22 protein-coding genes are annotated in these 25,168 nt (G+C 68.4%); 9 read left to right on the forward strand and 13 right to left on the reverse strand.

Features of this window, described 5'->3' with window-relative positions:
* The first annotated feature begins 107 nt into the window (after positions 1–107).
* From CRT60_RS27750 to CRT60_RS27760, 3 genes are read left to right on the forward strand one after another with little or no spacing between them, the layout of a single operon-like run.
* Positions 108–329, forward strand: coding sequence for a sulfurtransferase TusA family protein (locus CRT60_RS27750; protein ID WP_244592797.1), 222 nt, complete (start codon positions 108–110; stop codon positions 327–329).
* Between the two features lie 48 nt (positions 330–377).
* Complete coding sequence (locus CRT60_RS27755) at positions 378–1,628, forward strand: DUF2478 domain-containing protein (protein WP_098739710.1); 1,251 nt, start codon at positions 378–380, stop codon at positions 1,626–1,628.
* 32 nt (positions 1,629–1,660) lie between these two features.
* Complete coding sequence (locus tag CRT60_RS27760; RefSeq protein WP_098739711.1) at positions 1,661–1,987, forward strand: DUF1244 domain-containing protein; 327 nt, start codon at positions 1,661–1,663, stop codon at positions 1,985–1,987.
* 49 nt (positions 1,988–2,036) lie between these two features.
* Here the strand turns inward: CRT60_RS27760 and CRT60_RS27765 are convergent, their stop codons facing one another.
* Positions 2,037–2,663: a glutathione S-transferase family protein gene (locus CRT60_RS27765; protein ID WP_098739712.1), complete on the reverse strand. Its 627-nt coding sequence runs from the start codon at positions 2,661–2,663 to the stop codon at positions 2,037–2,039.
* A 98-nt stretch (positions 2,664–2,761) separates the two neighbouring features.
* On the reverse strand, positions 2,762–3,439 hold the full coding sequence (locus CRT60_RS27770; protein WP_244592798.1) for a substrate-binding periplasmic protein: 678 nt from the start codon (positions 3,437–3,439) through the stop codon (positions 2,762–2,764).
* A gap of 637 nt (positions 3,440–4,076) precedes the next feature.
* Here CRT60_RS27770 and CRT60_RS27775 point away from each other — a divergent pair.
* Together CRT60_RS27775 and CRT60_RS27780 are read left to right on the forward strand one after the other, a co-directional pair.
* Positions 4,077–7,433, forward strand: a complete 3,357-nt coding sequence (locus tag CRT60_RS27775) for a response regulator (RefSeq protein WP_244592799.1) — start codon at positions 4,077–4,079, stop codon at positions 7,431–7,433.
* A 73-nt stretch (positions 7,434–7,506) separates the two neighbouring features.
* The gene (locus CRT60_RS27780; RefSeq protein WP_244592800.1) at positions 7,507–8,475 is read left to right on the forward strand and encodes a response regulator; all 969 of its coding nucleotides are present in this window, start codon (positions 7,507–7,509) and stop codon (positions 8,473–8,475) included.
* Here the strand turns inward: CRT60_RS27780 and CRT60_RS27785 are convergent.
* The 4 genes from CRT60_RS27785 to cobD all read right to left on the reverse strand — a co-directional run bounded on the left by CRT60_RS27785 (position 8,438) and on the right by cobD (position 12,739).
* The gene (locus tag CRT60_RS27785) at positions 8,438–9,634 is read right to left on the reverse strand and encodes a PP2C family protein-serine/threonine phosphatase (protein WP_098739716.1); all 1,197 of its coding nucleotides are present in this window, start codon (positions 9,632–9,634) and stop codon (positions 8,438–8,440) included. The two genes, CRT60_RS27780 and CRT60_RS27785, sit on opposite strands and share 38 nt — an antisense overlap.
* A gap of 3 nt (positions 9,635–9,637) precedes the next feature.
* Positions 9,638–9,988, reverse strand: a complete 351-nt coding sequence (locus tag CRT60_RS27790) for an STAS domain-containing protein (protein WP_098739717.1) — start codon at positions 9,986–9,988, stop codon at positions 9,638–9,640.
* 56 nt (positions 9,989–10,044) lie between these two features.
* Entirely contained in the window at positions 10,045–11,499 is a 1,455-nt protein-coding gene (locus CRT60_RS27795; RefSeq protein WP_244592801.1) for a sensor domain-containing diguanylate cyclase, read from the reverse strand.
* A 136-nt stretch (positions 11,500–11,635) separates the two neighbouring features.
* A complete protein-coding gene (gene cobD / locus CRT60_RS27800; protein WP_098739719.1) occupies positions 11,636–12,739 on the reverse strand; it encodes a threonine-phosphate decarboxylase CobD in 1,104 nt (367 codons plus the stop codon).
* A gap of 65 nt (positions 12,740–12,804) precedes the next feature.
* Here cobD and cbiB point away from each other — a divergent pair, with 65 nt between their 5' ends.
* Positions 12,805–13,767, forward strand: a complete 963-nt coding sequence (cbiB, locus tag CRT60_RS27805; protein ID WP_098739720.1) for an adenosylcobinamide-phosphate synthase CbiB — start codon at positions 12,805–12,807, stop codon at positions 13,765–13,767.
* Positions 13,768–13,771: 4 nt separating this feature from the next.
* Here cbiB and CRT60_RS27810 read toward each other — a convergent pair whose 3' ends face one another.
* Entirely contained in the window at positions 13,772–14,368 is a 597-nt protein-coding gene (locus tag CRT60_RS27810) for a hypothetical protein (RefSeq protein WP_098739721.1), read from the reverse strand.
* Positions 14,369–14,567: 199 nt separating this feature from the next.
* Between CRT60_RS27810 and CRT60_RS27815 the strand changes: the two genes are divergently transcribed.
* From CRT60_RS27815 to CRT60_RS27825, 3 genes are all read left to right on the forward strand, one after another.
* The gene (locus CRT60_RS27815; protein ID WP_244592802.1) at positions 14,568–16,895 is read left to right on the forward strand and encodes a hybrid sensor histidine kinase/response regulator; all 2,328 of its coding nucleotides are present in this window, start codon (positions 14,568–14,570) and stop codon (positions 16,893–16,895) included.
* A 166-nt stretch (positions 16,896–17,061) separates the two neighbouring features.
* A complete protein-coding gene (locus CRT60_RS27820; RefSeq protein WP_098739723.1) occupies positions 17,062–19,866 on the forward strand; it encodes a penicillin acylase family protein in 2,805 nt (934 codons plus the stop codon).
* Positions 19,863–21,077, forward strand: coding sequence for a threonine ammonia-lyase (locus tag CRT60_RS27825; protein WP_098739724.1), 1,215 nt, complete (start codon positions 19,863–19,865; stop codon positions 21,075–21,077). The genes CRT60_RS27820 and CRT60_RS27825 overlap by 4 nt, the downstream gene beginning before the upstream one ends.
* A gap of 12 nt (positions 21,078–21,089) precedes the next feature.
* Here CRT60_RS27825 and CRT60_RS27830 read toward each other — a convergent pair whose 3' ends face one another.
* From CRT60_RS27830 to CRT60_RS27850, 6 genes are all read right to left on the reverse strand, one after another.
* Positions 21,090–21,857: an ABC transporter ATP-binding protein gene (locus CRT60_RS27830; protein ID WP_098739725.1), complete on the reverse strand. Its 768-nt coding sequence runs from the start codon at positions 21,855–21,857 to the stop codon at positions 21,090–21,092.
* Positions 21,845–22,597, reverse strand: a complete 753-nt coding sequence (locus CRT60_RS27835; RefSeq protein ID WP_098739726.1) for an ABC transporter permease — start codon at positions 22,595–22,597, stop codon at positions 21,845–21,847. Before CRT60_RS27835 ends, CRT60_RS27830 begins: the two co-directional genes overlap by 13 nt.
* Positions 22,598–22,627: 30 nt before the next feature.
* Positions 22,628–23,668 (reverse strand): ABC transporter substrate-binding protein, encoded by a 1,041-nt coding sequence (locus CRT60_RS27840; RefSeq protein WP_098739727.1) that lies wholly within the window; start codon positions 23,666–23,668, stop codon positions 22,628–22,630.
* 183 nt (positions 23,669–23,851) lie between these two features.
* Positions 23,852–23,980, reverse strand: a complete 129-nt coding sequence (locus CRT60_RS37605; protein ID WP_280177251.1) for a hypothetical protein — start codon at positions 23,978–23,980, stop codon at positions 23,852–23,854.
* A gap of 157 nt (positions 23,981–24,137) precedes the next feature.
* The gene (locus CRT60_RS27845) at positions 24,138–24,425 is read right to left on the reverse strand and encodes a DUF1330 domain-containing protein (protein ID WP_098739728.1); all 288 of its coding nucleotides are present in this window, start codon (positions 24,423–24,425) and stop codon (positions 24,138–24,140) included.
* 99 nt (positions 24,426–24,524) lie between these two features.
* Positions 24,525–25,168, reverse strand: a 644-nt coding sequence (locus tag CRT60_RS27850; protein ID WP_143273442.1) for an NAD(P)(+) transhydrogenase (Re/Si-specific) subunit beta, incomplete at its 5' end; no start/stop codon positions are given.

Consider the following 25,168-nt stretch of genomic DNA (forward strand, 5'->3'; position numbering starts at 1 on the left):
GCCGGTCTGGAGATGCGGAGACGAACCGGCTACAGTCACATGTCCTCATTAAGGATTTTGTCCTCAACCAGTGTGGAGCGGGCGCGGTGCCGGCGAGAGAGCTTGACGTGAAGGGGCTGCATTGCCCGTTGCCCATCCTGCGCACCCGCGCCCTGCTGAACGGGATGGAGACCGGGGAGGAGCTGGTGGTCTACGCGACCGATCCGGCCTCCGTCATCGACTTCAAGCATTTCTGCAACACGACCGACAACGCGCTGCTGTCGCACGAAACCGAGCCCGACGAAATCCACAAGACGGTCTTCGTCTACCGCATCCGCCGCGGCGGCTGAGGCGTCCATCGCCGCCCGTCCGCCGTCCCGCGAAAGGTCCCTGCCCCGATGCCGCTTCCCCCCGCCATTCTGCCGCCCCTGCGTCCCGGCGCCGTCATCCATGGGCCCGGCTCCCATGGCGTCGACACGCTGCTGGACGGCTTTTCGGCGGAGCTGAAGCGGCGCGGCTTCCGCGTCGGCGGGCTGGTCCAGCGCAACCACGGGCCGGGCGACGACTGCGCCGAGCGGATGGAGCTGGTCGACGTCGCCACCGGCCACGCCTATGACATCACCCAGAGGCTGGGCCGGGAATCGCAGTCCTGCCGCGTCGATCCGACCGGCGTGGCGGAAGCCAGCCAGGCGATCCGCAACGCCGTCGCGTCGGGCGTCGACCTGCTGGTGGTCAACAAGTTCGCCGGGCTGGAATCGCATGGCGACGGCCTGTCGGACGAGATGCTGGCCGCCATCGCCGAGGGCATTCCCGTGCTGACCAGCGTCGGCAGCCGCTATCTCAACGAATGGCAGACCGCGACCGGCGGCTTCTGCGACCTGCTCTCCCCGGTGGCCGACGCGCTGTGGCGCTGGTGGGGGCCGCAGCGGATGTACCAGGATCTGATGCAGGGCGTCGCCGATGCCGACGTCCGCCGCGTCGTCACCGGCGACAAATGGGTGCTGGTGGAAACCGCCGATGGCCTCGGCGTCGCCGCAAGGCAGGCGCCGGCGGCAGAGGGCGCAGCAGTGGGCGCAGCAGAGGACACTGCGCAGCGCTGGACCGGGCGGGGCCTGCGCGATCTTGCCGCCATGGCCGCGCAGTCCTGGGATCCGCTGGAGATCGCCGTCGGCGTCGCCGCCCTGAACGCGCACTACAATCGGCCCGACGTGACCGGCGTCCCCGGCAACGGGCTGGACCTGTTCGCCTCGGTCGAGGGCCGGGTCGTGGTGATCGGCGGCTTCCCGCAGCTTGCCCGCCGCCTGCCCCGCGCCAAGGTGATCGACATGAACCCGCAGGAGGGCGAGTACCCCGAGGCCGCCTGCGACTGGCTGCTGCCGGGCGCCGATGCGGTGGCCATCACGGCGTCGGCCTTCGCCAACCGCACCCTGCCCCGCCTGCTGCGGGTTTCGGCGGGAGCGGAGGTGGCGATGGTCGGCCCTGGAACGCCGCTGACCCCGCGCCTGTTCGATTACGGGATCCAGTCGCTGGCCGGCTTCGTCGCCATCGACCGCGAGGCGGTGGTGCGTACCATCGCCGGCGGCGGCGGTTCGCGCGATTTTCATCCCTATGGCCGGATGGTCACGCTGCACCGGCCACCCCACTCTTAATCGAACAAGAATACCGGAGGAGTTGAGACCCCATGGCCGATCTGGACCACCAGACCCGCATCGAACTGGAAGCCGCAGCGTTCCGCGGTCTGGTCGAACATCTGCGCAAGCGCACCGACGTTCAGAACATCGACCTGATGAACCTCGCCGGCTTCTGCCGCAACTGCCTGTCGAAATGGTACGCGGCGGCCGCCAAGGAACGCGGCGTCCAGCTGTCCGACGAGGATGCCCGCATCGCCGTCTACGGCATGCCCTATTCCGAATGGAAGCAGAAGCACCAGAAGGAAGCCACACCCGAACAGCAGAAGACGTTCGAGGACAGCAAGCCGCTGCACGCCGAGATCAGCGGCCACAAGTGAGTCCGCATGCCCCCTTCCCGCGCCGATGCACGCGGAAGGGGGCAACGCCTCAGGCGGTCACCGAAAAGGGCTGCACCACCGCCTTGAACTCCGCCATCGCCTCGCAGGCGTCGGAATGGGCGGCGAGCGCCGGCCAGCGGGAGCGGTCGAACACGGCCGGGTGGGCTTCGCCGACGAAGCGCAGGGCACAGCCGGCGGCGATGTCGGCATGGCCGATGCGGTCGCCGAACCACCAGGGACCGGCGGCGGCGGCGCGGTCGGCCTCCAGCACGTCGAGGACGGCACCGATCTGGCCGGTGCAGCGCTCGATCCACAGATCGGACCGCTCCTTGTGCAGGACGCGTTCGTAGACAAGACTTACCGCCTTGTCGGCCAAACCCGTCGCCAGCGCTGAGAGCTTCAGCGACCGTCGGCGCTCCGGCCCCTGGCGGGCGATCAGCGCGCGGTCAGGTCCGGCGACCTCGTCCAGATGATCGAGGATGGCGCCGCTTTCGATCAGCACCTCGCCATCCGCCAGCACCAGCGTCGGCACCCGCCTCAACGGGTTGAAACGTGCGACCTCCGCCGCGTCGGAAAAGACCGACCAGGGCCGATGCTCGTACGCCATGCCGTAGAGGCGCAGCGCGATGGCGACGCGGCGCACGAAGGGCGAATCATACTGTCCGATCAGAATCATCGACATGCTCCCCACTGATGGCTGGCCCCGCTGACGGATGGACCCCTCCACCCATCCTAGACCGGATTTATCCCGCCGCCGCATTCGTGCAACGCGGCTCAGTCCCGCGCCACGATTGGGGTCAGCTTATAGCGGGCGGCGATGCTCTCCAGCCGTCCATCCGCCTTGATCGCGGCAACGAAGGCGTTGACCCGGTCCAGCCAGGCGGTATCGCCCGGCGCCACCGCATAGGCGTAAGGGGTCGGCTGCACCGGCACGTCCGGCACGATCAGCCGTGCCCAGGGGTGGAAGGCCAGCATGCGCTGTCCATAGGGATAATCGGTCAGGAAGGCATCGGCACGGCCGGACTGCACCTCCTCCTCCCGTTCCTGCGGACGGGTCACGGCGACGATTCGCGCCGCCTTCATGGCGGAGCGGGCGTAACCGTCCATGTAGGTGTCCTTCTGCACCACCACGACATTGCCGGTGCGGTCGAGATCCTCCCACCTCTGGATGCCGCCGTTGGTCTGGGTGGTCACCGCATAGATGCCGCTGCGCAGATAGGGCTGGCTGAAGGTGACATGCTGCGCCCGCGCCGGGGTGGCGCCAATGGCGAACATGCCGATGTCGCAGCGTTCGGCCAACAAATCCTCGATGAAGCGGGGAAAGCTGCTTTCCACCACCGTCAGGCGAACGCCCAGATCCTTGGCGAATTCCTGCGCCAGCTCCGCATCCAGTCCCTCCAGCGCGCCGGTGCGTGGATTTCGGAACGAGATCGCATAGTAATCGGGCCACAAGCAGACACGAAGTTGCTTTTGTTCTGCAATTTTATGAAGTCTCCCGTCCGCCGCCATGGTTGGCGTCACGATTCCGACCGACAGAACCGACAGAATTGAGAAGCTGACTGCCCAAAGGCCGCGCGTCGCCATGTCACACCTTTCGTTAACCAACCATCGCTGTTCTTTGCGACCTGGAAGCAAGACCGCAAAACCGCAGCGGTATCTTAGCATCGACCGGTTCGCAACGGCAGCGGATGCTTGGCGTCGGGTGTGTGTAGCTGCTATTGTCCCAGGCGCAAACTTCGACCAAGAGATTGGGCCCAGCGCATTGATCCGACTGCGATCCGACCGCGGACCGCAGATGACGGACGGCTTCGGACCCATGCAACCTGCGGCTTGGTCGCTCCACCACATCTGACCGTCCGGAACGAACGCCCTGTCCCCGTCCCCAGTCAAAGCGGATCTGAAGGGTCTCTTCGAAAAGCGGGGCGGAATCATCGCCTTCGCCCTTCTTGCGGTTTTCGCCCTGCTGATCAACCAGGGCCAGCAGCTGATCACCGCGCGCCAGGCGGCCCTCGACTCGGCGGAGGCCAGCCTCGCCAGCCTCGCAGCGGCGCTGGAGGTCTCGACCACCCGCACGGTGCAATCGGTCGACGTGACCCTGTCCTCCATCGTCGATGCGCTGTCGGACGCCAACTGGACGGGGGAGGACGGCGCACCCGGTCCCGACGTGACGGCCATGCTGACGGACCGGCTGCGCCGGTCGCCCCACCTGCGCGGGCTGACCCTGCTCGACCGCACCGGCCGGATCGTCGCCACCACCGAAGGTGCTTACCCCGCCGCCACCTACCTGACGGAACTGGACGTGTTCCGCCTGCAGGCGGCTGCCCAAGGCAACGGGCTGGTGATCGGCGATCCGCGCCCGGGACGCAGCCTGATCGACCGCACCCCGGGAGGCGAACGCTCGGGCCGCTGGCTGCTGCCGATGAGCCGTGCCCTGCGCGAGGCCGACGGCACGCTGCAGGCGGTCGTCGTCGCCACCGTCAATCCGGATTACTTCCAGGGCCTGTACCGGGCGGTGCAGGGTGGCACCGGCTCGGGAATGGGCGACCGGATCGCGCTGTACCGCTATGACGGCACGCTGCTGACCGTCCAGCCGCAGACCGGAAACGAGATCGCCAAATCCTTCGCCGCCACCCCGCTGTTCCGCCATTATCTGCCGCAGGCGGAATATGGCGTGTTCCGCCACTCCGGGACGGATGTCGGCGCCGGCCCGGGAACGCGAATCGTCGCCTACCGGACGACCCCGGTCTGGCCGCTGATCCTGACGGTCAGCGTGCGCACGGACACGGTCCTGGCCCCCTGGCGCGACAATCTGCGGATGGCGTCGCTGCTGTCCGGCGGCATGATCCTGCTGCTCAGCCTGTTCGGGCTGCTGTTGGCCCGCTCCCTTGCGGCACAGCGCGAACAGGGCAAGGAGCTGGAAGAGACCAATGCCCGCCTGTCCGCCATCGTCGATACCGCGGCGGAGGGCATCGTCACCGCGCGGCCGGACGGCGTGATCGAAGCGGCCAACCCGGCCGCCCATGCCATCTTCCGCTGCGCACCGGGTGAGCTTGTCGGCCGGCCGGTGGTGGATCTCCTGCCGACCGACAGACGGGCCGACGTCTCCCACACGCTGGAGGAAATCGCCCGCGGCCGCCGCGCCATGGACCTCGCCACCCGCGGCGAGACCATGGCGCTGCGCGTGGCGGCCGGCGACGCCGGGGAGCGGACGGAAAGCTTCCCGCTGGCCTACTCCATGGCCTTGGTCAAGACCGCCGCCGGTCCGCTTTATGCCGCCATCCTGCGCGACCTGACCGAGGAGAAGCGGCTGGAGCATACGCTGCGCGACGCCAAGGAGCGGGCGGAGGACGGCCAGCGCATCAAGATGGAATTCCTCGCGACGATGAGTCACGAGATCCGCACCCCGATGAACGGGGTGATCGGCATGGCCGGGCTGCTGCTCGACACGCCGATGGAAGCCGAGCAGCGCACCTATGCCGAGACGATCCGCGATTCCGCCGAATCGCTGCTGGTCATCATCAACGACATCCTCGACTTCTCGAAGATCGACGCCGGCCGGCTGGATTTGGAGGTTGGAGAGTTCGAACTGGTGCCGATGGTCGAGAGCGTCGCGGAGATTCTGGCGCCGCGCGCCGCAGCCAAGGGACTGGACCTTGCCAGCTTCGTGCCGCCGGGGCTGCGCGGCCCCCTGCTGGGCGATGCCGGCCGGCTGCGGCAGATCCTGTTGAACCTTGCCGGCAACGCCGTGAAATTCACCGATTCCGGCAGCGTCACCATCCTGTTGAGCGAGGAGCCCGACGAGCGGCAGGAAGCGGACGGTCCCGATGCCCGCAAGGCGGAAGACGGCGTCCGCGTCCGGTTCGAGGTGCGCGACACCGGCATCGGCATCCCGGAGGAGGAGCGGCCGCGCCTGTTCGCCATGTTCACCCAGGTCGATTCGTCCCCCGCCCGGCGCCATGGCGGCACCGGTCTGGGGCTGGCGATCTGCAAGCGGCTGGCCGAGCTGATGGGCGGCCGGATCGGCGTGGACAGCGAACCGGGGACTGGAAGCGTCTTCTGGGTGTCCGTCCCGCTGAAACGCGGTGTCGGCAGCGCCCATCCGCCGACCCCCATCGGCAACTGGGCGGGGCGCCGCCTTCTGCTGGTCGATGACATCGCCGTCAACCGCGATCTGCTGACCCGGCAGATCGACGGCTTCGGCATCGTCGTCGAGACGGCGGAGACCGGAGAGCAGGCGCTCGACCGGCTGGTCGCCGCCGCCCGTCTCGGCACGCCCTTCGATGCCGCGATCCTCGATCACCGCATGCCCGGCCTGACCGGGCCGGAGGTGGCACGGCGTATCCGCGCCATCCCGGAACTGGCCGGCATCCGGCTGGCCCTCGCCTCCTCGCAAAGGCTGGAGGGGCAGGAGCAGGAACGCGCGCCGGTGGACACCCACCTGCCCAAGCCGATCCGCTTCAGCACCCTGTGCCAATGCCTCGCCCGTCTGCTGGAACGGCCTGCGCTGTCGCTGGCCGAGCTGCCGGCTGCGTCCTGGCCCGATGCGGCGCCGGGGAACCGTCCGGCTGCCGGAAACGTCATTCCGCGTCCGATCGACAGCCCGGCAGCGCTGTCGCCGAACGCCCCCAAGAAAGCGGATCCGGCCCCCAACGGCCAGCCGACGCCGCGCGTCCGCGTTCTGGTGGCGGAAGACAATCCGGTCAACCAGCAGCTGACGCTGGCCCTGCTGCGCCGGGCCGGCGTCAGCGCGGAAGCGGTGTCCAACGGCGAGGAGGCGGTGGAGGCGGTGACCGCCCGGCCCTACGACCTCGTCCTGATGGACGTCCAGATGCCGGTGATGGACGGGCTGGCGGCAACGCGGCGGATCCGCCGGCTGTCCGGGCCGATGGCCCGGATTCCCGTCGTGGCGCTGACCGCCAATGCCATGCAGGGCGATGCTGCCATCTGTCTGGAGGCCGGCATGGACGACTATCTGTCCAAGCCGATCAACGCCCGCAAACTGCTGGACACCATCGCCCGCTTCATCCCTCCGGCGGCGGACGGCAAGAGCGACGACACCGGCCAACCCGCATCGCCGCCGAAGGCGGACTCCGGCCCCGCCACCGTCAACACCGAGAAGATCGAGGAACTGCGCGATGCGCTGGGCAAGGACGGCTTCGCCCTGCTTCTCGAAACCTTCTTCGGCGACAGCCCGCGGCATCTCGACCTGCTGCGCGCAGCCATTGCACGCGGCGACCGCACCGGGATCGAGCGGGAAGCCCACATCCTGAAGGGCTCGGCCGCGAATGTCGGCTTCGACCGGATGGCGGAGACCGCTCATCTTCTGGTCGACGCTGCCCGCCGTGGCGACCTCGACGCCCTGACAGCCACGGCCGGCGAACGCGTCGCCGACGAACTGTCGGCGGCACGGAAAGCAGCCGTGGCGCTTGTGGCGACTGCCGATTGATGTCTACAACTGGCAATGCTGCGACGCAGTGCCGCCGGTGATTGTGCGATTGCGGCGGTTTCGGTAAAATGCCATGGAATTTCCACAATCGCACCCCGAACCGCTGGAGTACACGCCGACCATGGCCGATGCCGTCACCGCTCTGGTCGTCGATGACGAGGAAATGACCCGCGCCATCGTCGCCGGCTATCTCTCCCGCATCGGCTATCGAACGCTGGAGGCGGAGACGAAGGCGCAGGCCTGGGAGATCCTGTCGGCCAGCGGATCGACGATCCATGTCGTGCTGCTCGACCGCCGGCTGTCCGACGGCGACGGGCTGGAACTGTACGAGCGGATGAAGCGCGAGCCGCATCTGGCCGACATCCCCGTCATCGTCCAGACCATCTCCGACAGCAGCTCCGAAATCGCCGCGGCGATCCGTGCCGGCGTCTTTTATTACCTGATCAAGCCCTATGACGGCGCCCTGCTGCGCTCCGTCGTCCGTGCGGCGGAGGAGACGACCGGAAGGCTTAAGAGCCTGCAAGGCGACCTGCGGTCACGCTCCGACGCCATCGGCCTGCTGCGCGACGGGCGCTTCCGCTTCCGCACCCCGCAGGAGGCGCAGAATCTTGCCATCACCCTGTCGTCGGTCGCCGCCACCGCTCACAGCCTGACCTTCGGCCTGTCGGAGATATTGGTGAACGCGGTGGAACACGGCAACCTCGGCATCGGCTTCGAGGCGAAGGGGCGGCTGAAGGCCAGCGGCATGCTGGGGCGCGAGATCGAGGCGCGGCTGGCCTCGGCGGAACATCGCGAAAAATACGCCACTTTGCATGTCGAGCGCACCGACAACCGGGTCATCTTCACCGTCACCGACATGGGGGCGGGCTTCGATTTCAACCGTTACCTGTCGGTCGATGCCTCGCAGTCGGATGCCACCCACGGCCGCGGCATCGCGCTGGCCCGCATGGTCGGTTTCGACCAGCTCACCTTTGTCGGCAACGGCAACCGCGTGGTCGGCATCGTCAATCTGGACCGGAGCGGGGACGGACGCTCCGGCTGATCCACAGCACCGTCAGATCGTCGGCCAGCAGCCGGGGCACGGTCGCGAAATAGCGGTCGAGCATACAGCCCAGCGGACGCTCCAATTCATCGTCGCCGAGTCCTTGCACCAGGTCGGTCACGCCGCCATAGCCGAACATTCCGCCGTCCCAGCCACGCGCCTCGTACAGCGCGTCGCTGAACAGCAGCAGGGTCGAGCCGGGCGGGAAATCCAGGCAGTGGTTGCGGTATCGCGCCTCGCCCGCCAGGCCCAAGGGCAAGCCGCAACTCGGCCCCACCTCCAGCCTGCCGTCCCTGTGGCGGACCAGCGGCTTCGGCGCGCCGGCGGTGGCGTAGACCAGCCGGTCGGCGCTGACATCGACCACGGCATAGATCATCGCCGCGAACTGCGCCTCCGGCAAAAGCCCGACCAGCAGACCGTTCAGCGTGCGCAGCGTCTCGGCCGGATCGTCGGCCGGCAAGCCGGTGCGGGCCAGCAGCGCGTGCAGCCGGAAGGTGTTCAGCGCGGCCGCCACCCCGTGGCCGGTGAAATCGCACAGGAACAGGGCAAAGCGCCGGTCATCGAGCGGACGCGCGCCCCACAGATCGCCGCCCAACTCCGAACTCGATTCGAAGTGGCTGTCCATCGCGATGCCATAACGCCCCTCCAACGACCGGCAGGCTGCGGCATCCGGCAGCAGCCCCAACTGCATCTGCCGCGCCAGCGCCATTCGCTGCATGGCGCCGTGATGGTAGCTGTGCAGGCTGCGGATAACCTCCTGAAGGGAGCGGTCGAGGCGGCGCCTCTCCAGATACACCGACAGGCGGGCGGACAGTTCCGCCAGAGTCAGCGGACGCGCCAGTAGGTCGGTTGCCCCTGCCCGCATCAGCTCCGCCCGGTGGAAGCCGCTGGCAAAGCGGCCGAGGACGAGGATGGGCACGTCGCGCAGTTGCGCCATCTCCCGCAATCCCGCCAGAAGATCCGGGCCGAAGCCGGGCAGACCGGCATGCAGAAGGAGAAGCTGCGGGGACCCGGCCGTGGCATCGGCAACGGCCTGCGCCAGACCGTCGCCATCCACCACCGTAAGCCGCCGAACCCCCAGCCGGCCCAGGACATCGCGCAGGGGCCCGGTGGCGGATGGGCGAGGATGGCCGATGACGACCGGCGGACCGCCGCTCACCGCTCAGAACTCGCAGGGAATGATGGTGTGGAACTCGGAAATCTCGATCAGGTCGCGGACCTGACCGCGCGGATGCTTCAGGCGGAAGACGATGCCGGCCTGCTTGGCGGCGTTGTTCGCCATCACCAGAAGCCCCAGCCCCGCGGAATCCATGTAATCGACGGCGGACAGGTTGAGAACGCAATCCGCGATGCCTGCCTTCTCCCATCCCGCGAGGATCGTCCGGAAATCGGTGTCGGCTTCGAAGGTGATCTGTCCGCGCATTTCCAGTTCGCGCAGGGTGCCGCTGTCATGCACCGTGTAGTCCATCGCCCCGTCCCACATTGCCAGCCGCCAACCCGACGGCCCGGCCACCGAGACGTCTCCACGATCAAGGATAGCATAGCGCAGAACAGAGACCAGCCAGAAGGCTACATTCCAGTCTCGAACACCGCCACAAGGTTGCGGCCGAGATGCTTGGCGCGATAAAGCGCGAGGTCGGCACGATGGATTGCCCGCTCCAGCGTGTCGGTCGCACCCTCCAGCCCGGCGATGCCGATGCTGACCGTCAGACGGAAGGTGCCGTCCGGCGCCTCAATGGGCATGCGGGCCAGATGGCGGCGCACCCGTTCGGCCACCACGCGGCTTTCATCGGCGGTCGCACCGGGCAGGACCACCACGAACTCCTCCCCGCCCAGCCGGCCGAGGATGTCGTATTCCCGCAGGATGGCCTGGCAGCCGGCCGCCACCATGCGGAGCGCATCGTCGCCGGTGGCATGGCCGAAGCTGTCGTTGATGCGCTTGAAATGGTCGACGTCGAGGACGAAGACCGACAGCGGCTCGTGGAAGCGATGGGCGCGGGCCAACTGGGCGCGGGCCATGTCCATGAAGGAACGCCGGTTGAAAATGCCGGTCAGGGGATCGCGCGACGCCATGTCGCGCAGCGCCTCTTCCATGCTGCGGCGTTCGGTGTAGTCGTAGATCCAGGCCAGATTGACCGCCGTGCCCTGGATCACCGCCTGATTCACCGTGAACAGGGTCCAGAAGGGCGACCCGTCGGCCCGCCTGAACTGAACCTCCATGTTGGTGACACCACCGCCACCGCGCAGCCGCTCCAGCACGCGCAGGCGCTGGTGGCTGTCGAGGTAGTAATCACGGGCGCGGCTGCCGATCAGCTTCTCGCGCGGCAGGCCGATCAGCTCGGCGAAGCGGGTGTTGACGAAAATGATGCAGCCGTCGTCGCGGCGGGACACCGAAACGCCGATAGGGCTCTGTTCAAGGATGGCTTCAAGCCGCTCCTCGTTCGGATGCAGCGCATCCAATTCCCGGCTGACACCGGCAATGCCCGACTCGTCACGGAAGGTACCCTTGGCCGGGAAGCGGGTCGCACCCTCCGCCACAAGGACCGGCGCCTCGTACCGGACATTGCCGCCATAGTCCAGCAGCGTGCCGGCAGCCGGCCCCGCGGCCTGCGATGCAGCCTCGTCCGCAAGCATGGCCTGCCGATACACCGCATCGACGTCCGTCACCGTCACCAGCCGCAGGCTTTCCGCCCCTCCTTCGGCCTTCGCGCCGGACGGAAGCGAGGTCCAGGGCGCCTCCGCCACCGTCACCCGGCGGACGGTGCCGTCGTTCCGCAGCGCCCGGTGCGCCCGTGCCGGATCGGCGGCCAGACCGCCGCCATCGCAGGTGTCCAGCCCGAACTCGCACAGGCTGCGTCCCGGCAAACCACCCGGTTCGCAGGCCAGCAGCGTATGGAGCGCCGGATTCGCATGATGGATGATCCCCGAAGCCGCAACGACGCAAACCCCGACCGGAAGGCGGTCGAGGATCGATAACGCGGCATCGCGTCCGTCATGCGCGTCACGGCCGGAGATCATTGCCATGCAACCCGGAACCGGCATGGCCGAGAGTGTCTCATTGACTTTTGATTCCTCGCAGCGCCGGTGGTTTCCGACAAGGTCGAACTGGAAGGGCCGGACTTCTAAGAACGGTTGAGTGTATAAAATTTTCGGCGATTGTTCAAGATGCGGACATTTTACAAGGTTGCATCGCCCAAACCTGTCTCCGGACAAGCGCGTCATCGAGGCGACGCCATGCCGCATCGTCTCCCGGCAGTCCGAATCGCAGCCAATCCGGCCGGTGCTCGAACCGGCGCGCCAGGATCCCGGACTCGCCCAAGGCGCGATAGAGCGCCGGTGCCCGATCGTCCTCGACAAGACGGAACAGGTCCGTCCCGCCAACCACCCGCAATCCGGCCCCCGCCAGCAGCCTGTCCAACTCCGCCGCAGCATCGGCCAGACGGTTGCGCGTGGCAGCGATCCAGCCGCGGTCGCCGAGGGCCGCCGTGGCGATGCTCAGTCCCGGGCCGGACACCGCCCAGGGGCCGATGGCCTCGCGCAATGCCGCCGCCAGATCGGCCGGGGCGAGCGCTATGCCCAGGCGCAGTCCTGCCAGCCCGAAGAATTTGCCGAAGGAGCGCAGGATGACCAGCCCCGGCCGGCCGGCCTGCGCGGCGGCGCTGTCGTCAGGCCGCATATCGGCAAAGGCCTCGTCCACCACCAGCCAGCCGCCGCGTGCGGCCTGTGCCGCGGCGAGCTCCAGCAGCCGGGCGACAGGCCAGCGCCGGCCGTCGGGGTTGTTGGGGTTGACGACGACCAGCACGTCGGCCTCCGCCACGTCCGCCGCCATCCGCACGTCGTGGCCGGCCAGCGCCCAGCAGCGGGCATGCTCGGCATAGGTCGGCCCCAGCACGGCCACGCTGCCCGGCGCACGCAGCCGCGGCAACAGCTGGATCAGCGCTTGCGAACCGGAGGCCGCGGCAACCAGCTCCGCCGAGGGCACGCCATAGCAATCGGCCGCCGCCGCGCGCAGCGCCGCCTCCTCGCCCCGGCCGGGCAGCCGGGTCCAGGCATCCTGCGGCACCGGCGGCAGCGGATAGGGCCAGGGGTTGATGCCGGTGGACAGATCGACCCAGGGCAGCGGCGCACCGGGAAAGGCGGCACGGGCACCGTCCAGGTCGCCGCCGTGCAGAAGAACGCCACCGGTCGCGGCCCCCTGCCCCCGCGAATCCGCAATCTGCGGGTCCACCATGTGCGGCTTGGTCGCCGGGCTGTCTTCGGCCATGATCGCGCTCCTCATTTCCCCGCCGCGCGGCCAGCAGGCCGCCCCAATCCTGGAACGTCCCTGCCGTGCCGCTGCATCCCTTCCTGCTCGCCACCGCGCTGATCTTCGAGGCGGCGGTCGGCTATCCCGATCCACTCTACGCCCGCATCCGTCACCCGGTCGTATGGATCGGAGCGCTTATCGCCCAGTTGGACGGCGCACTCAACCGTAAGACCGACGGCTTCGACCGCCGCAAGGCGTTCGGCGTCCTGGCCGTGCTGGTGCTTCTGCTGACGGTCGGCGGAGTCGCTGTGGCGGTGGCCTGGGCCTGCCGGCTCCTGCCCTTCGGCTGGCTGGTCGAGGCGGCGCTGGCGTCCACCCTGCTGGCCCAGCGCAGCCTGCACGACCATGTGGCGGCGGTCGCCAAGGGCTTTCGCACCGCCGGGCTGGAGGGCGCGCGCAAGGCGGTATCGATGATCGTCGGCCGCAACCCGGCCACACTGGACGAACCCGCCGTCGCCCGTGCCGCCATCGAGAGCCTCGCCGAGAATTTTTCCGACGGGGTGGTGGCGCCGGCCTTCTGGCTGCTGGTGGGCGGATTGCCGGGTCTGGCGCTCTACAAGGCGGTCAATACAGCGGACAGCATGATCGGCCACCGCACCCCGCGGCACGAAGCCTTCGGCTGGGCCGCGGCACGGCTGGACGATCTGGTCAACCTGCCGGGATCGCGCCTGACCGCTTTTCTGCTGGTGGGGGCCGCCTGGATGACGGGAGGGGCGGACGCGCGGCAGGCCTGGGCGTCGGTCAGGCAGGACGCCCACCGCCACCGCTCCCCCAACGCCGGCTGGCCGGAGGCGGCGATGGCCGGTGCGCTCGACCTGCGGCTGGGCGGGCCGCGGGTCTATGGCGACACCCGAATCGAGGATGTCTGGCTCGGCGCGGGACGCACCGCCGCCACGCCGGACGACATCGGCCGGGCGCTGGCGCTCTATCGTCGCGCCTGCGCTCTGCTGGTCGCCGGGGCGCTGGTGCTGGCCGTGCTGGGGTGACCGCTCACCCCCGCCCCGCCCGCCGTACCATCGAGGACAGGCGCCGGCCGACCCGGCGCGCGAACTGACGGACCGCGATCAGCAGCCGGCGCGCGGCGCGGACGGGAGCGGTTTCCTTCAGCCAGGCGAGCCAGGCCGTCACCCGCACATACCCCCAGGCGAACCAGCCGATGGTCAGCAGCTTCGGCTTGGCGATGTGGAACAGCCGCTCCACCAGGGTGATCTTGACCAGTTCCGCCCCGATGATAACGGCGGCGCCCGCCATGGGGCGGCCTGTCGCGAACAGCCAAGCGCCGACCGGCTTCGCCGGCTCCAGCAGGGCCAAAGGCACCAGCACGAGGACCAGCGACGGATAAGGTCCGAGCCCCGCCACCAATTGCCCGAATCGCGCGAACAGCGGCAGCCGCGCGATCCGGCGGGCGACCGGCCGCACCACCCAATAGGCCAGCGCGTCCAGCAGGAAATACGCGACCGCGAACAGTGTCGCGACCGGGCGCAGCAGGCGGGACAGCAGCCGGCGCGGTGGCGACGACGGCGACGACGGCGACGTTTCGGGCGAGGCGGGACGGTTACGCGCCCCGGGAAGGGGAGTGCTGTTCATTGGAAATATTCCGCCGGAGGTCCTAGGTCCCTGTCTACCACGAAGGCGAGCCTTTCGTTCGTGGGAAGGGGCTGGCACCTTCACCCAAATTGTTTCCGTAAACGCACAATCGAGTCCGCTCCCCCCCGAACGATCCCACACAACAGCCAAAGCGACCGTGCCCGGCCATTACGATCCCCTCCTCGTCGCATTATCCTATGTGATCGCCGTGTTCGGCGGTTATGTGGCGCTGGATCTCGCCCATCACTCCCGCGACAGCACGGCAGGCCAATCCCTCGCATCGGACCTGCGGAAAGCGACCGGAAGCGAACCGGGCGACAAACGGCGATTGGCCGGTGCGGCGCTGGCGCTCGGTGCCGGAATCTGGTCGATGCATTTCATCGGCATGCTCGCCTACCGCAGCGACATGCCAATCGGCTATGACGCCGGGCTGACCGCGTTGTCCTTCGTGCTGGCCGTCGGCGTTTCGGGAGCCGGCCTGTTTGCGGTAGCGCGCAACCGCGACAACAACTATTTTAAATTGCCGATTGCAGGCACCCTGACCGGGCTTGGCATCGTCAGCATGCATTATGTGGGAATGGCGGGAATGCGCATGGACATGGACCTGTCCTATGACGTGGTTCTGGTCGCTGTTTCGGTGATCGTCGCCATCGCCGCCTCGACCGCAGCCTTGTGGCTGGCCTTCCGGACCAGCCGCCCGCTGCAACGCGCCGCCAGCGCCGTGCTGCTGGGGCTGGGGGTGGTGACGATGCACTACACCGGCATGGCCGCCGCCGGGATGGAGCCGATAACGGAACTGAGCGCCGCCGCCATCGGAAGCGCGGACGCCAGCCGCAGCGCCCTTCCCCATGCGGCGTCCCACTCCGGCCAGGGCATCGCACTGTCCTCGTCCCTGCTGGCGATCATGACCGGGATGGGGACGCTGCTTCTGCTGTCGCTGGCGATGCTGTCGTCGCTGCTCGACCGCCGGCAGCAGGCGGAGCGGTCGGCGGAGCAGGAAGCGCGCTACCGTGCCATCGTCGACACCGCGGTGGACCCCATCGTCCTGATCGACGACCAGGGCATCGTGGAGTCCTTCAACCACGCGGCGGAGAAGACCTTCGGCTACCGGGCCGACGAAGTCATCGGGCGCAACATCCGCATGCTGATGCCGGAACCCTACCGCAGCGCCCATGACGGGTATCTCGACCGCTACCGCCGTACGGGCGAGCGGCGGATCGTCGGGATCGGCCGCGAGGTGGACGGTCTGCGCAAGGACGGTTCCACCTTCCCGCTCGACCTGTCGGTGGGCGAATGGCATGTCGGCAAGCGCCGCATGTACACCGGCATCATGCGCGACATCACCGCCCGCAGGGCGTCGGAGGAAGCGATCCTGCGCGCCCGCGACGAGGCGGAGGCAGCGAGGGTCGAGGCCTTGCAGGCCCGCGACGATGCCCAGCGTGCCGACCGCGCCAAGACCAAGTTCCTGGCCGCCGCCAGCCACGACCTGCGCCAGCCGCTGCAATCGCTGTTCTTCTTCGCCCACGCCCTGTCGGACAAGCTGGAGGATCATCCGGCCGCTCCCCTGCTGGCCAGCATGACCGATTCGCTGAACGGGCTGCGGGTGATGCTGGACAGCCTGCTGGATGTCTCCCGCCTGGATGCCGGGGTGGTGAAGCCCAGCGTCACCGACTTCGCGCTCGGCCCCCTGCTGGAGCGGCTGGCGGAGGAATACCGCATCCGCGCCGCCGAGTCGGGCCTGACGCTGCGCCATGTCCCGACATCCGCCTGGACCCGCAGCGATCCCACCCTGTTGGAACGCATCCTGCGCAACCTGATCGAGAACGCCATCCGCTACACCGAACGCGGTGACATCCTGCTCGGCTGCCGACACCATGGCGGCGCGTTGCGGCTGGCGGTGCTGGACCAGGGCATCGGCATCCCCGCCGACAAGACCCAGGACATCTTCCAGGAGTTCACCCAGCTCGCCAATCCGGAGCGCGACCGCCGCAAGGGACTTGGGCTGGGGCTCGCCATCGTGCGGCGGCTGGCCGGGCTGCTGGAGCATGGCGTAACGGTGCAATCCGCACCGGGACGCGGCAGCGGCTTCTTCCTCGATGTGCCGGCAGCGGTTCCGCGCCCGATCCCCAAGCCGGTACGCGTCCCCGCCGAACTGCCGGACGCCAAGGGGCTGATCGTGGTCGTCGACGACGACACCATCATCCTGCTGAGCATGCGGGCGATGCTGGAAGAATGGGGATACGAGGTGGTCGCCGCGGTCTCCGCCGACGAGGCCATCGCCTCGCTGCTGAATCTCGGCCGGCAGCCGGCGATGATCGTCGCCGACTATCGCCTGCGCGAAGGACGGACGGGGGTGGAGGCGATCCGCGACATCTACGGCGTCTGCGGCGTGCGCGTTCCCGCCGTGGTGCTGACCGGCGACACCGACCCTGCCCGCATCGCCGAGGTCCAGCGCAGCGGCCACCGGCTGATCCACAAGCCCGTCTCCGCCCCGATGCTGCGCGAGATCCTCAACACCGCTGCATAAGGCGGCAGATCTTCCACCCGAACCGGCGGCAGGGGCGCGAAAAAGCGCCCGACTCCACCGAAGCAACCCTGGACGGGCCGGCGGCCGGAAGACTAGCATCCGCCGCCCGACCGAGCCTCCCGGCGGCCCCCGCCCGTCGCCGCCCCCTTCTCTTCCACGGACCGTGATGCTGCGCCGTTCCCTGATCCGCGCCGGCGAGACCTGCGCTTTCCAACTCCGCGCCGCCCTGGCGCGTGCGCTGTCCCGCCCGGCCCCGCCCGTTGCTCCCCCTGCCGATCCGCCCTACGACGGCTATCCGCCGCCGCCCTACCAGACGCAGCAGCAGCCCCAGTATCCGGGCGCCCCTTATCCGCAAGCGCCGCAACAGCCGGTCTATCCGCCCAACGCTTACCCACCGAACGCTTATCCGCCGGGTGCCTATCCCCCCGCGGTCCATCCCATGGGTGCTCCGCCGCCCGGCCAGCCCTATCCCCAGCAGCAGCCGGCGCCGCCCTATGGCGCGCAGCCGATGCCGCCCCCTCGCAACTCCCGGCGCCCACGCCTGCGCCTGCGCCTGCCGCGGGGACGCTGGGGCAAGGTCGCGGCCGTCGTCGGCGTGCTTGTGCTGCTGCCGCCGGCCGGTCTGCTCGGCACCTATATGTGGATGCGGGCTCAACAGCCGCAGACCAGCGGCACGGTCGCCATTCCCGGCAACGGCGCGCCGGCCGAGGTCGTGCGGGACAAGCAGGGCGTGGTCCATATCTTCGCCGCGACCGAGCGCGACGCCTACCGGGCGCTGGGCTATGCCCACGCCCAGGACCGCCTGTGGCAGATGGAGACGATGCGCCGGGCCGGGGCCGGCCGGCTGGCCGAACTGATCGGCACCAAATACGGCGACTTCGCACTCCGCACCGACCGGCTCATGCGCACGCTGGGCGTCCGCCGCGCGGCGGAGGCGATGGCCGCCACCCTGTCGCCCGACGCCCGCACCGCCTTCGAAGCCTATGCCGAGGGTGTGAACGCCTATCTCGCCACCCGGTCGGAGGGGTTGCCGGTCGAATTCCAGCTCCTGCGCCACACGCCGGAGCCCTGGACCGTCGCCGACAGCCTGGTCTGGGCCAAGCTGATGGCGCTGCAACTGTCGGCCAACTACCGCGACGAGCTGTTCCGCTCCCGCATTCTGGAACGGCTGTCGCCGCAACAGGTCGACGATCTGTTCCCGTCGGACGTTCCCGGGTCTCCCACCACGCTGGCGAGCGACCTGCGCGGCATGGATTTGCGGGAAACGGTGCGCCGCACCCTGGCGGCCCTGCCGCAGATGGGCTTCGACACCGCGTCGAACGAATGGGTCCTGACCGGCGCCCGCACCACGACCGGCAAGCCGATTCTCGCCAACGATCCGCATCTGGGGCTGGAAGCGCCGATCCTCTGGTATCTCGCCCGCATCGTCACGCCGGACTTCACCGTCACTGGCGCCACCGTGCCGGGCGTGCCGCTGACCATCCTGGGCCACAACGGTAAGGTCGCCTGGGGCTTCACCACCACCCACAGCGACACCCAGGACCTGTTCGTCGAGAAACCCGACCCGCAGGATCCCGCACGCTACCTGACGCCGGACGGCAGCCAGCCCTTCGAGACGCGTGCCGAAACCATCGGCATCGCCGGCGAGGCGTCGCAGACGCTGACCGTCCGAACCACGCGGCATGGTCCCGTCATCTCCGATCTGGACGCCCCGTCCATCGACGGCAAGGCGCCCGGTCCGGTGCTGGCGCTGTCCTTCCCCGGCCTTGCCGACGACGATTCCAGCGCGGAGGCTCTCTACCGCCTGAACCATGCCGGATCGGCGGAGGGCGCGCGCGACGCGCTGCGCCTGCATGTCGCCCCGCAGCAGAATGTCGTCTATGCCGATGTGAGCGGAGAGGTCGGCTTCATCACCCCCGGCCGGGTGCCGATCCGCCGCAAGGGCGACGGCCGCGTGCCGGTTCCCGGCTGGACCGGCGAATATGACTGGACCGGCTTCCTGCCTTATTACGCCCTGCCGCAGGCGGTGAATCCGCCGACTGGGCAGTTCGTCAACGCCAACAATGCCGTGGTCGGGCGCGACTATCCCTATCGCCTCGCCACCGAATGGCCGGATCCCTCGCGCGCCAAGCGCATCGTCGAGATGCTGGGCAACGGGCGCCATTCGGTCGAGGATGTGGCGCGCCAGCAGATGGACATCGTCTCCCTGCCCGCCCGCGACTTCCTGCCGGACCTGCTGAAATACCCAACGCCGCCCGGCCTCGCCAGCGACGCGGCGGCCCTGCTGCGCGGCTGGGACGGTCGGGTCGACCGCAACCGGCCGGAACCGCTGATCTTCGACATGTGGCTGCGGGAGTTGGTGCGCGCGGTCTTCGCCGACGAGTTGGGCGCCGACTTCGCCTCCTATTGGGATTTGCGGCCGGAGGCATTGCGCAATGTCCTGAACAACCGGCCGGAGTGGTGCGACGACGTCACCACGCCGCAGAAGGAAAGCTGCGCCGACATCATCGGCCGCTCGCTGGAAACGGCGGTCAAGGCGCTGGCCGAGCGTCACGGTTCCAGCATGAAGAGCTGGCGCTGGGGCGACGACCACACCGTCGCGCTGGTCCACCGCATGCTGAGCCGCGTGCCGCTGATCGGCGGCAAGGCCGACCTGTCGGTGGAGACCGACGGCGATTTCTTCACCGTCAACCGCGGATCGACCACCATCCGCGACCCCGGCAATCCGTTCCGCCATGTCCAGGGCGCCGGGTTCCGCGCGGTCTACGATCTGGCCGACCTCGACAATTCCCGGTTCGTGATCGCCACCGGCCAGTCCGGCAACATCTGGTCCCGTCACTGGGGCGATCTCGTCACCCTGTGGCGCGATGGCGGTTCGTTGCGTATGGCCGGCGACCGTGGCACGCTGGTCTCGGCAGGGGCGGAGGTGCTGACTCTCACACCACGCAACACCGGGACAAACACGAAATGACCATAACGCTGGAGGACGTGCGCGCCGCGGCGGCGCGCATCGCGGGACACCTGCCCCGAACGCCCACGGTTCCGGCTCCCCGCCTGGGGGACATGGCGGATTGCCGGATGCACGTGAAGCTGGAAAACCAGCACGCCACCAGCTCCTTCAAGGAGCGCGGCGCGCTGAACAAGCTGCTGTCGCTGGGCGAGGCGGAGCGCCGCGCCGGTGTCATCGCCATGTCCGCCGGCAACCACGCCCAGGCGGTGGCCTGCCATGCCACGCGGCTGGGCATCCGCTCGACCATCGTCATGCCGGCCTTCACCCCCTTCACCAAGGTGGAGCGGACCGAGAATCTGGGCGCCACCGTCGAACTGCATGGCGAAACGCTGAGCGAGGCCGCTGCCTTCGCCCATGACCTGGCGGCGCGCGACGGTCTGACCTTCGTCCATCCCTACGACGACCCGCTGGTCGCCGCCGGCCAGGGTACGGCAGCGCTGGAACTGCTGGAGGATGTGCCGGACCTCGACGTGCTGGTGGTCCCCATCGGCGGCGGCGGGCTGATCTCCGGGATGGCGACGGCCGCCAAGGCGCTGCGGCCGGATCTGGAGATCGTCGGGGTGCAGTGCAGCCTCTATCCAGCGGTGCGTCAGGCACTGGCCGGCCAGCCAATCACCTGTGGCGGTGCCACGGTGGCGGAAGGCATCGCGGTGAAGGCGCCCGGCGCCCTGACCCTGCCGATCATCCGCGCCCTGGTCGACGACGTGGTGGAGGTGGGAGAGGCCCGGCTGGAGGAAGCGGTCTACCGCCTCGCCACCGTGCAGAAGCTGGTCGCCGAGGGCGCCGGGGCGGCGGCGCTGGCCGCGGTTCTGGAGGACCCGCAGCGCTACCGCGGCCGCAAGGTCGGGATCGTGCTGTCGGGCGGCAACATCGACTCCCGCATCATGGCGCAGGTGCTGATGCGCGGGCTGGTCTATGAGGGTCGCATCGTCCGCCTGCGCATCGGCATCACCGATGCGCCCGGCGCGCTCGCCCGCGTGACCCGCCTGCTGGGCGAGGCCGGCGCCAACATCGTTGAAGTCCACCACCAGCGCCTGTTCCACAACGTGCCGGTCAAGATGGCGGAAGTGGATGTGGTGCTGGAAACCCGCAACCAGACCCATGTCGATGCGCTGATCGCCAGGATGAAGGATGCCGGCTACCCGACCAGCCTGATGATGGAGGTGGGGTAAGCCCCCACCCCGTCAGATGCTGTAATTGTCCGCGATCTCGGAGCGCAGCTGTTCCACCTGATCGCGGAACACCGCTCCGTCCCGGCCGGCACTGTTGCGCACGTCGCGCACCACGCGGGCCGGGGTGCCGCCCAGCACGATGATGCGGTCGGCCAGATGCACCGCTTCTTCCAGATCGTGGGTGACGAACAGAACCGTCTTGCCGGTTTCCTGGTGGATACGGCGAAGCTCGTCCTGCAAATTGTGACGGGTGATGGCGTCGAGCGCGCCGAAGGGCTCATCCATCAAGAGGATGTCCGGGTCGACCGCCATGGCGCGGGCGATGCCGATGCGCTGGCGCTGGCCGCCCGACAGCTCGTAAGGCCAGCGGCGGGCATAGCCGTCGAGCCGCACGAGCTTCAGCGCGGCTTCCGCCCGCTGGCGCCGCTCGTCGCGGCTGACCGGCAGGCCCTCTAGCCCGAACTCGACATTGCGGATCACCCGGCGCCACGGCAGCAGGCGGGAGTCTTGGAACACCAGCCCGACCGGGCGATGGCCGGGACGCTGATCCTGATGGATGGTGACGCCGCCGCTGCGCGCAGTGTGCAGCCCGGCGACGACGCGCAGCAGGGTCGACTTGCCGACGCCGGACGGGCCGACGATGGCGACGAAGCTGCCGCGCTCGACCGACAGGTTGACGTCGACCAGCACCGGCGGCGCGTCCTTGCCATAGCCGATGGACACGTCCACAAGGTCGATGACCGATGAGGCGGCGGTCTTGGAGAGGGTCACCGCTGCCATGAGAGCACCCGCGACTGGACTTGCATGAACAGGAAATCCGACACGCCGTAAAGCAGCGCGATGGTGACCATGTAGAGCACGACGATGTGGGTCGCCAGCAGGCCCGACGCCTCCATCATCCGCATGCCGAGGCCGGAGATGCCGAACAGCTCGGCCGCGACCACAGTCATCCAACCCTGTCCCAGCCCGGCGCGCAGGCCCGACAGGATGCCCGGCAGGGCGCCCGGCAGGATGATCTTGAACAGGCGCGGGATCAGCCCGCCCTGGCCGAAGGCATAGCCAAGCTCGATCAGGTCCTTGTCCACCCCGCGCACCGCGGCGTAGCTGGCATAGTAGTTGATCCAGAACACCGTCAGCGCGATCAGGAAGGACGCCGCCCCCTCGCTGACGCCGAACCAGATGATGGCGAAGGGGATCCAGGCGATGGCCGGGATCGGGCGCAGCATGCGCACGACCCAGGCCTGGAAGGCGTCCCACTTGCCCCAAAGCGCGGCGGCCGTGCCGAACGACACGCCGAGGAAGGTGCCCAGCGACAACCCGACCAGATAGTGCGACAGGCTGGCCAGCACCATCGCCTGCCAGGTGCCGCTCTTGAACTCGGACAGGAAGGCGGCGGGCACCGCGCTCGGCGACGGCAGCAGCCGGGCCGGCACGACCCCGCTGCGCGCCACCGCTTCCCACGCCAGCAGGAAGACGATGACGCCCAGCGCCGACAGGGCGATCTTGTTATAGGTCTTCATCGGCTTGTCGATTTCCCTCGCACGGCCGCCTTACTTGACCGCGGCGTCGTAGAAGCTGAAGTCGAAGGCCTCGGCCACCGGAACCGTCTCGGATGCCGAGCCGATTTCCTTGGTATAGGCCATCATCTGCTCGACCGCCGGGACGACCTTGTGCGGATCGGCGACGAACTTCGACCCCGGCCCCTTGAAGGCGGCTTCCAGAGTCGCCGGCTCCATCAGGCCCTTGCCGAGATAGTTGTTCACGATCTTGGCGGAACCGGCCGGGTCCTTGGCGATCAGGTCGACCGCACGGATGTGGGCCTTGACCAGCGCCTTGATGGCATCGGGGTTCTTCTTCAGCACCTCGGCACGCGCGGAAACCACGGTGCCGGGCTGGTCCGGGAACATCTGGGCGCCGGTGGCGAGCAGCACGACGTTCGGGTCCATCTGCTGGGTGACGGTCACCGTCGGCTCGCGGATGGTGGCGGCGTCGAGCGCGCCGGCCAGCAGGGCCTGCTGCGTCTTCTCGATGCCCATCGGCACCAGCTCGACATCGGCCGGATCGACCTTCACCACCTTGAACAGCCAGTGCTTCAGCACGGTGTCGGGGACGGAGCCCGGCGGCTGGGTGCCGATCTTCGGCTTGCGGCCGGTGTCGGCGGCGAATTTCTTGAAGGCTTCCGCGGTCGGCGTGGTGCCCACCGCCTTGGCGAAGGGACCGCGGGCCGCGACCACCATCTCCTCCACCGCCGAATTGGCAATGACCGAGATGTCGGCACCCTTGGTGCGGGCGACCAGAACGGGGGCGACACCGGCATAGAGCAGGTCGATCTGGCCGGCGGCCATCGCCTGGATGGCGTGCGGGCCAGATTCGAAACGGGTCAGCTTCAGCGCGATCCCGGCATCCTTGGCCCAGCCCTGCCCATCGACGATGAACAGCGGCGATGCCGCCAGAATGGGAATGTAGCCGATTTCCAGCTTCACCGGGTCGGCGGCATGGGCGGTGCCCGGCATGACGGCAGCGGTCGACGCGGCAGCCGACGCGAGGGCGACCAGGGCGGCAAGGGTGGAGCGACGGGTCAAGCGGAGCATCGGATCGTCCTCGGCTAAGGTTCCGACGCTATTTAGCACGGTTGCCCGAATGGGGAAGAGAGATTTTCACATAACAGGAAAAGGGAATTGGTAATTTAACATGAAAAAATAGTGTTATCCTTAGGCCGAAACCGCCTGGAACCGCGGAAAATGTGGGTTCGGCGCGGCGCTGGCGGTTCGGCTTCAGGTCTCGGTCAGCAGGTAGAGCGAGACGCCGCAGAGCGAGACTCCCACCATCAGGATCGCCATGGCGATGCGCGTCCAGAACGTGATGTGCGAATCGAGCGGGTCGCAGAGGTCGTCGTCATCCATGGTCGGGTTTCCGTCACTGTGGGGAAGCCGGCGGAAAGCAGGCCGCCGGCTTTCGGTGACGGTAAGCGTTAGCGGTGCCGTGTTGCGGCGATGTGTCCCGCGGACGGTCCTGTGTAACGCTTGGTAACGGCTTCCCTTGATGGTTACAGCCGGGACGTCAGAGGCCCTCCACCACGATCATCTTGAAATCGGCGGCATCGCGCCGGGCTTCGCGGGCCTTGCGGTATTCCGGGCTGTCGTAAAAGGCCTTGGCGGTCGCCACGTCCGGGAATTCGAGGATGACGATGCGGTTGGGCTGCCATTCGCCTTCCAGCACCGCCGTCTCGCCGCCACGGCTGAGGAAGCGCCCGCCATTCCTGGCAATCGCGTCGGGGGTCAGCGACTTGTAGACCTCATAGGCAACCGGATCGGTCACGCGCACGTCGGCGATGATGTAGGCGGTCATCGGTTCCACATCCTCATTTATGGTCTTTGAGCCCAAAAGAAACGGGCGCGGGAAGCCTCGCCTCCCGCGCCCGTTTCGGTCAACCGCTTGATGTGCCGGTCAGGCTTCCATCGCCTTGACGACCTCTTCGGTGACCTTCTTGGCGTCGCCGAACAGCATCATGGTGTTGGGGCGGAAGAACAGCTCGTTCTCGACGCCGGCATAGCCGGCGGCCATGCCGCGCTTGATGAAGAAAACCGTCTTGGCCTTCTCCACATCCAGGATCGGCATGCCGTAGATGGGCGAGGTCGGATCGGTCTTGGCCGCCGGGTTGGTCACGTCGTTGGCGCCGATGACGAAGGCGACATCCGCCGTGCCGAAGTCACGGTTGATGTCCTCCAGCTCGAACACCTCGTCGTACGGCACGTTGGCCTCGGCCAGCAGCACGTTCATGTGACCGGGCATGCGGCCCGCCACCGGGTGGATGGCGTACTTCACGTCCACGCCTTCATGCTTCAGCACATCGGCCATCTCACGCAGCGCATGCTGGGCCTGGGCCACCGCCATGCCGTAGCCGGGGACGATGATGACCGACTGGGCGTTCTTCATGATGTAGGCGGCATCCTCGGCCGAGCCGGCCTTGACCGAACCCTGCGGACCCTTGGCGGGACCGCCGGCAGCGGCACTCTCGCCGCCGAAGCCGCCGAGGATGACGTTGAAGATCGAGCGGTTCATGCCCTTGCACATGATGTAGGACAGGATCG

It is taken from the genome of Azospirillum palustre, assembly GCF_002573965.1.
Lineage (GTDB): Bacteria > Pseudomonadota > Alphaproteobacteria > Azospirillales > Azospirillaceae > Azospirillum > Azospirillum palustre.

What these genes read in the sequence shown, in the direction of transcription:
- CRT60_RS37605 (WP_280177251.1), bottom strand. Translation starts at nt 23,980, where the DNA reads ATGGATGACGACGACCTCTGCGACCCGCTCGATTCGCACATCACGTTC.
- CRT60_RS27760 (WP_098739711.1), top strand. Translation starts at nt 1,661, where the DNA reads ATGGCCGATCTGGACCACCAGACCCGCATCGAACTGGAAGCCGCAGCG.
- CRT60_RS27755 (WP_098739710.1), top strand. Translation starts at nt 378, where the DNA reads ATGCCGCTTCCCCCCGCCATTCTGCCGCCCCTGCGTCCCGGCGCCGTC.
- CRT60_RS27765 (WP_098739712.1), bottom strand. Translation starts at nt 2,663, where the DNA reads ATGATTCTGATCGGACAGTATGATTCGCCCTTCGTGCGCCGCGTCGCC.
- CRT60_RS27820 (WP_098739723.1), top strand. Translation starts at nt 17,062, where the DNA reads ATGCTGCGCCGTTCCCTGATCCGCGCCGGCGAGACCTGCGCTTTCCAA.
- CRT60_RS27780 (WP_244592800.1), top strand. Translation starts at nt 7,507, where the DNA reads ATGGAATTTCCACAATCGCACCCCGAACCGCTGGAGTACACGCCGACC.
- CRT60_RS27810 (WP_098739721.1), bottom strand. Translation starts at nt 14,368, where the DNA reads ATGAACAGCACTCCCCTTCCCGGGGCGCGTAACCGTCCCGCCTCGCCC.
- CRT60_RS27845 (WP_098739728.1), bottom strand. Translation starts at nt 24,425, where the DNA reads ATGACCGCCTACATCATCGCCGACGTGCGCGTGACCGATCCGGTTGCC.
- CRT60_RS27825 (WP_098739724.1), top strand. Translation starts at nt 19,863, where the DNA reads ATGACCATAACGCTGGAGGACGTGCGCGCCGCGGCGGCGCGCATCGCG.
- CRT60_RS27830 (WP_098739725.1), bottom strand. Translation starts at nt 21,857, where the DNA reads ATGGCAGCGGTGACCCTCTCCAAGACCGCCGCCTCATCGGTCATCGAC.
- CRT60_RS27835 (WP_098739726.1), bottom strand. Translation starts at nt 22,597, where the DNA reads ATGAAGACCTATAACAAGATCGCCCTGTCGGCGCTGGGCGTCATCGTC.
- CRT60_RS27795 (WP_244592801.1), bottom strand. Translation starts at nt 11,499, where the DNA reads ATGGCAATGATCTCCGGCCGTGACGCGCATGACGGACGCGATGCCGCG.
- CRT60_RS27840 (WP_098739727.1), bottom strand. Translation starts at nt 23,668, where the DNA reads ATGCTCCGCTTGACCCGTCGCTCCACCCTTGCCGCCCTGGTCGCCCTC.
- cobD (WP_098739719.1), bottom strand. Translation starts at nt 12,739, where the DNA reads ATGGCCGAAGACAGCCCGGCGACCAAGCCGCACATGGTGGACCCGCAG.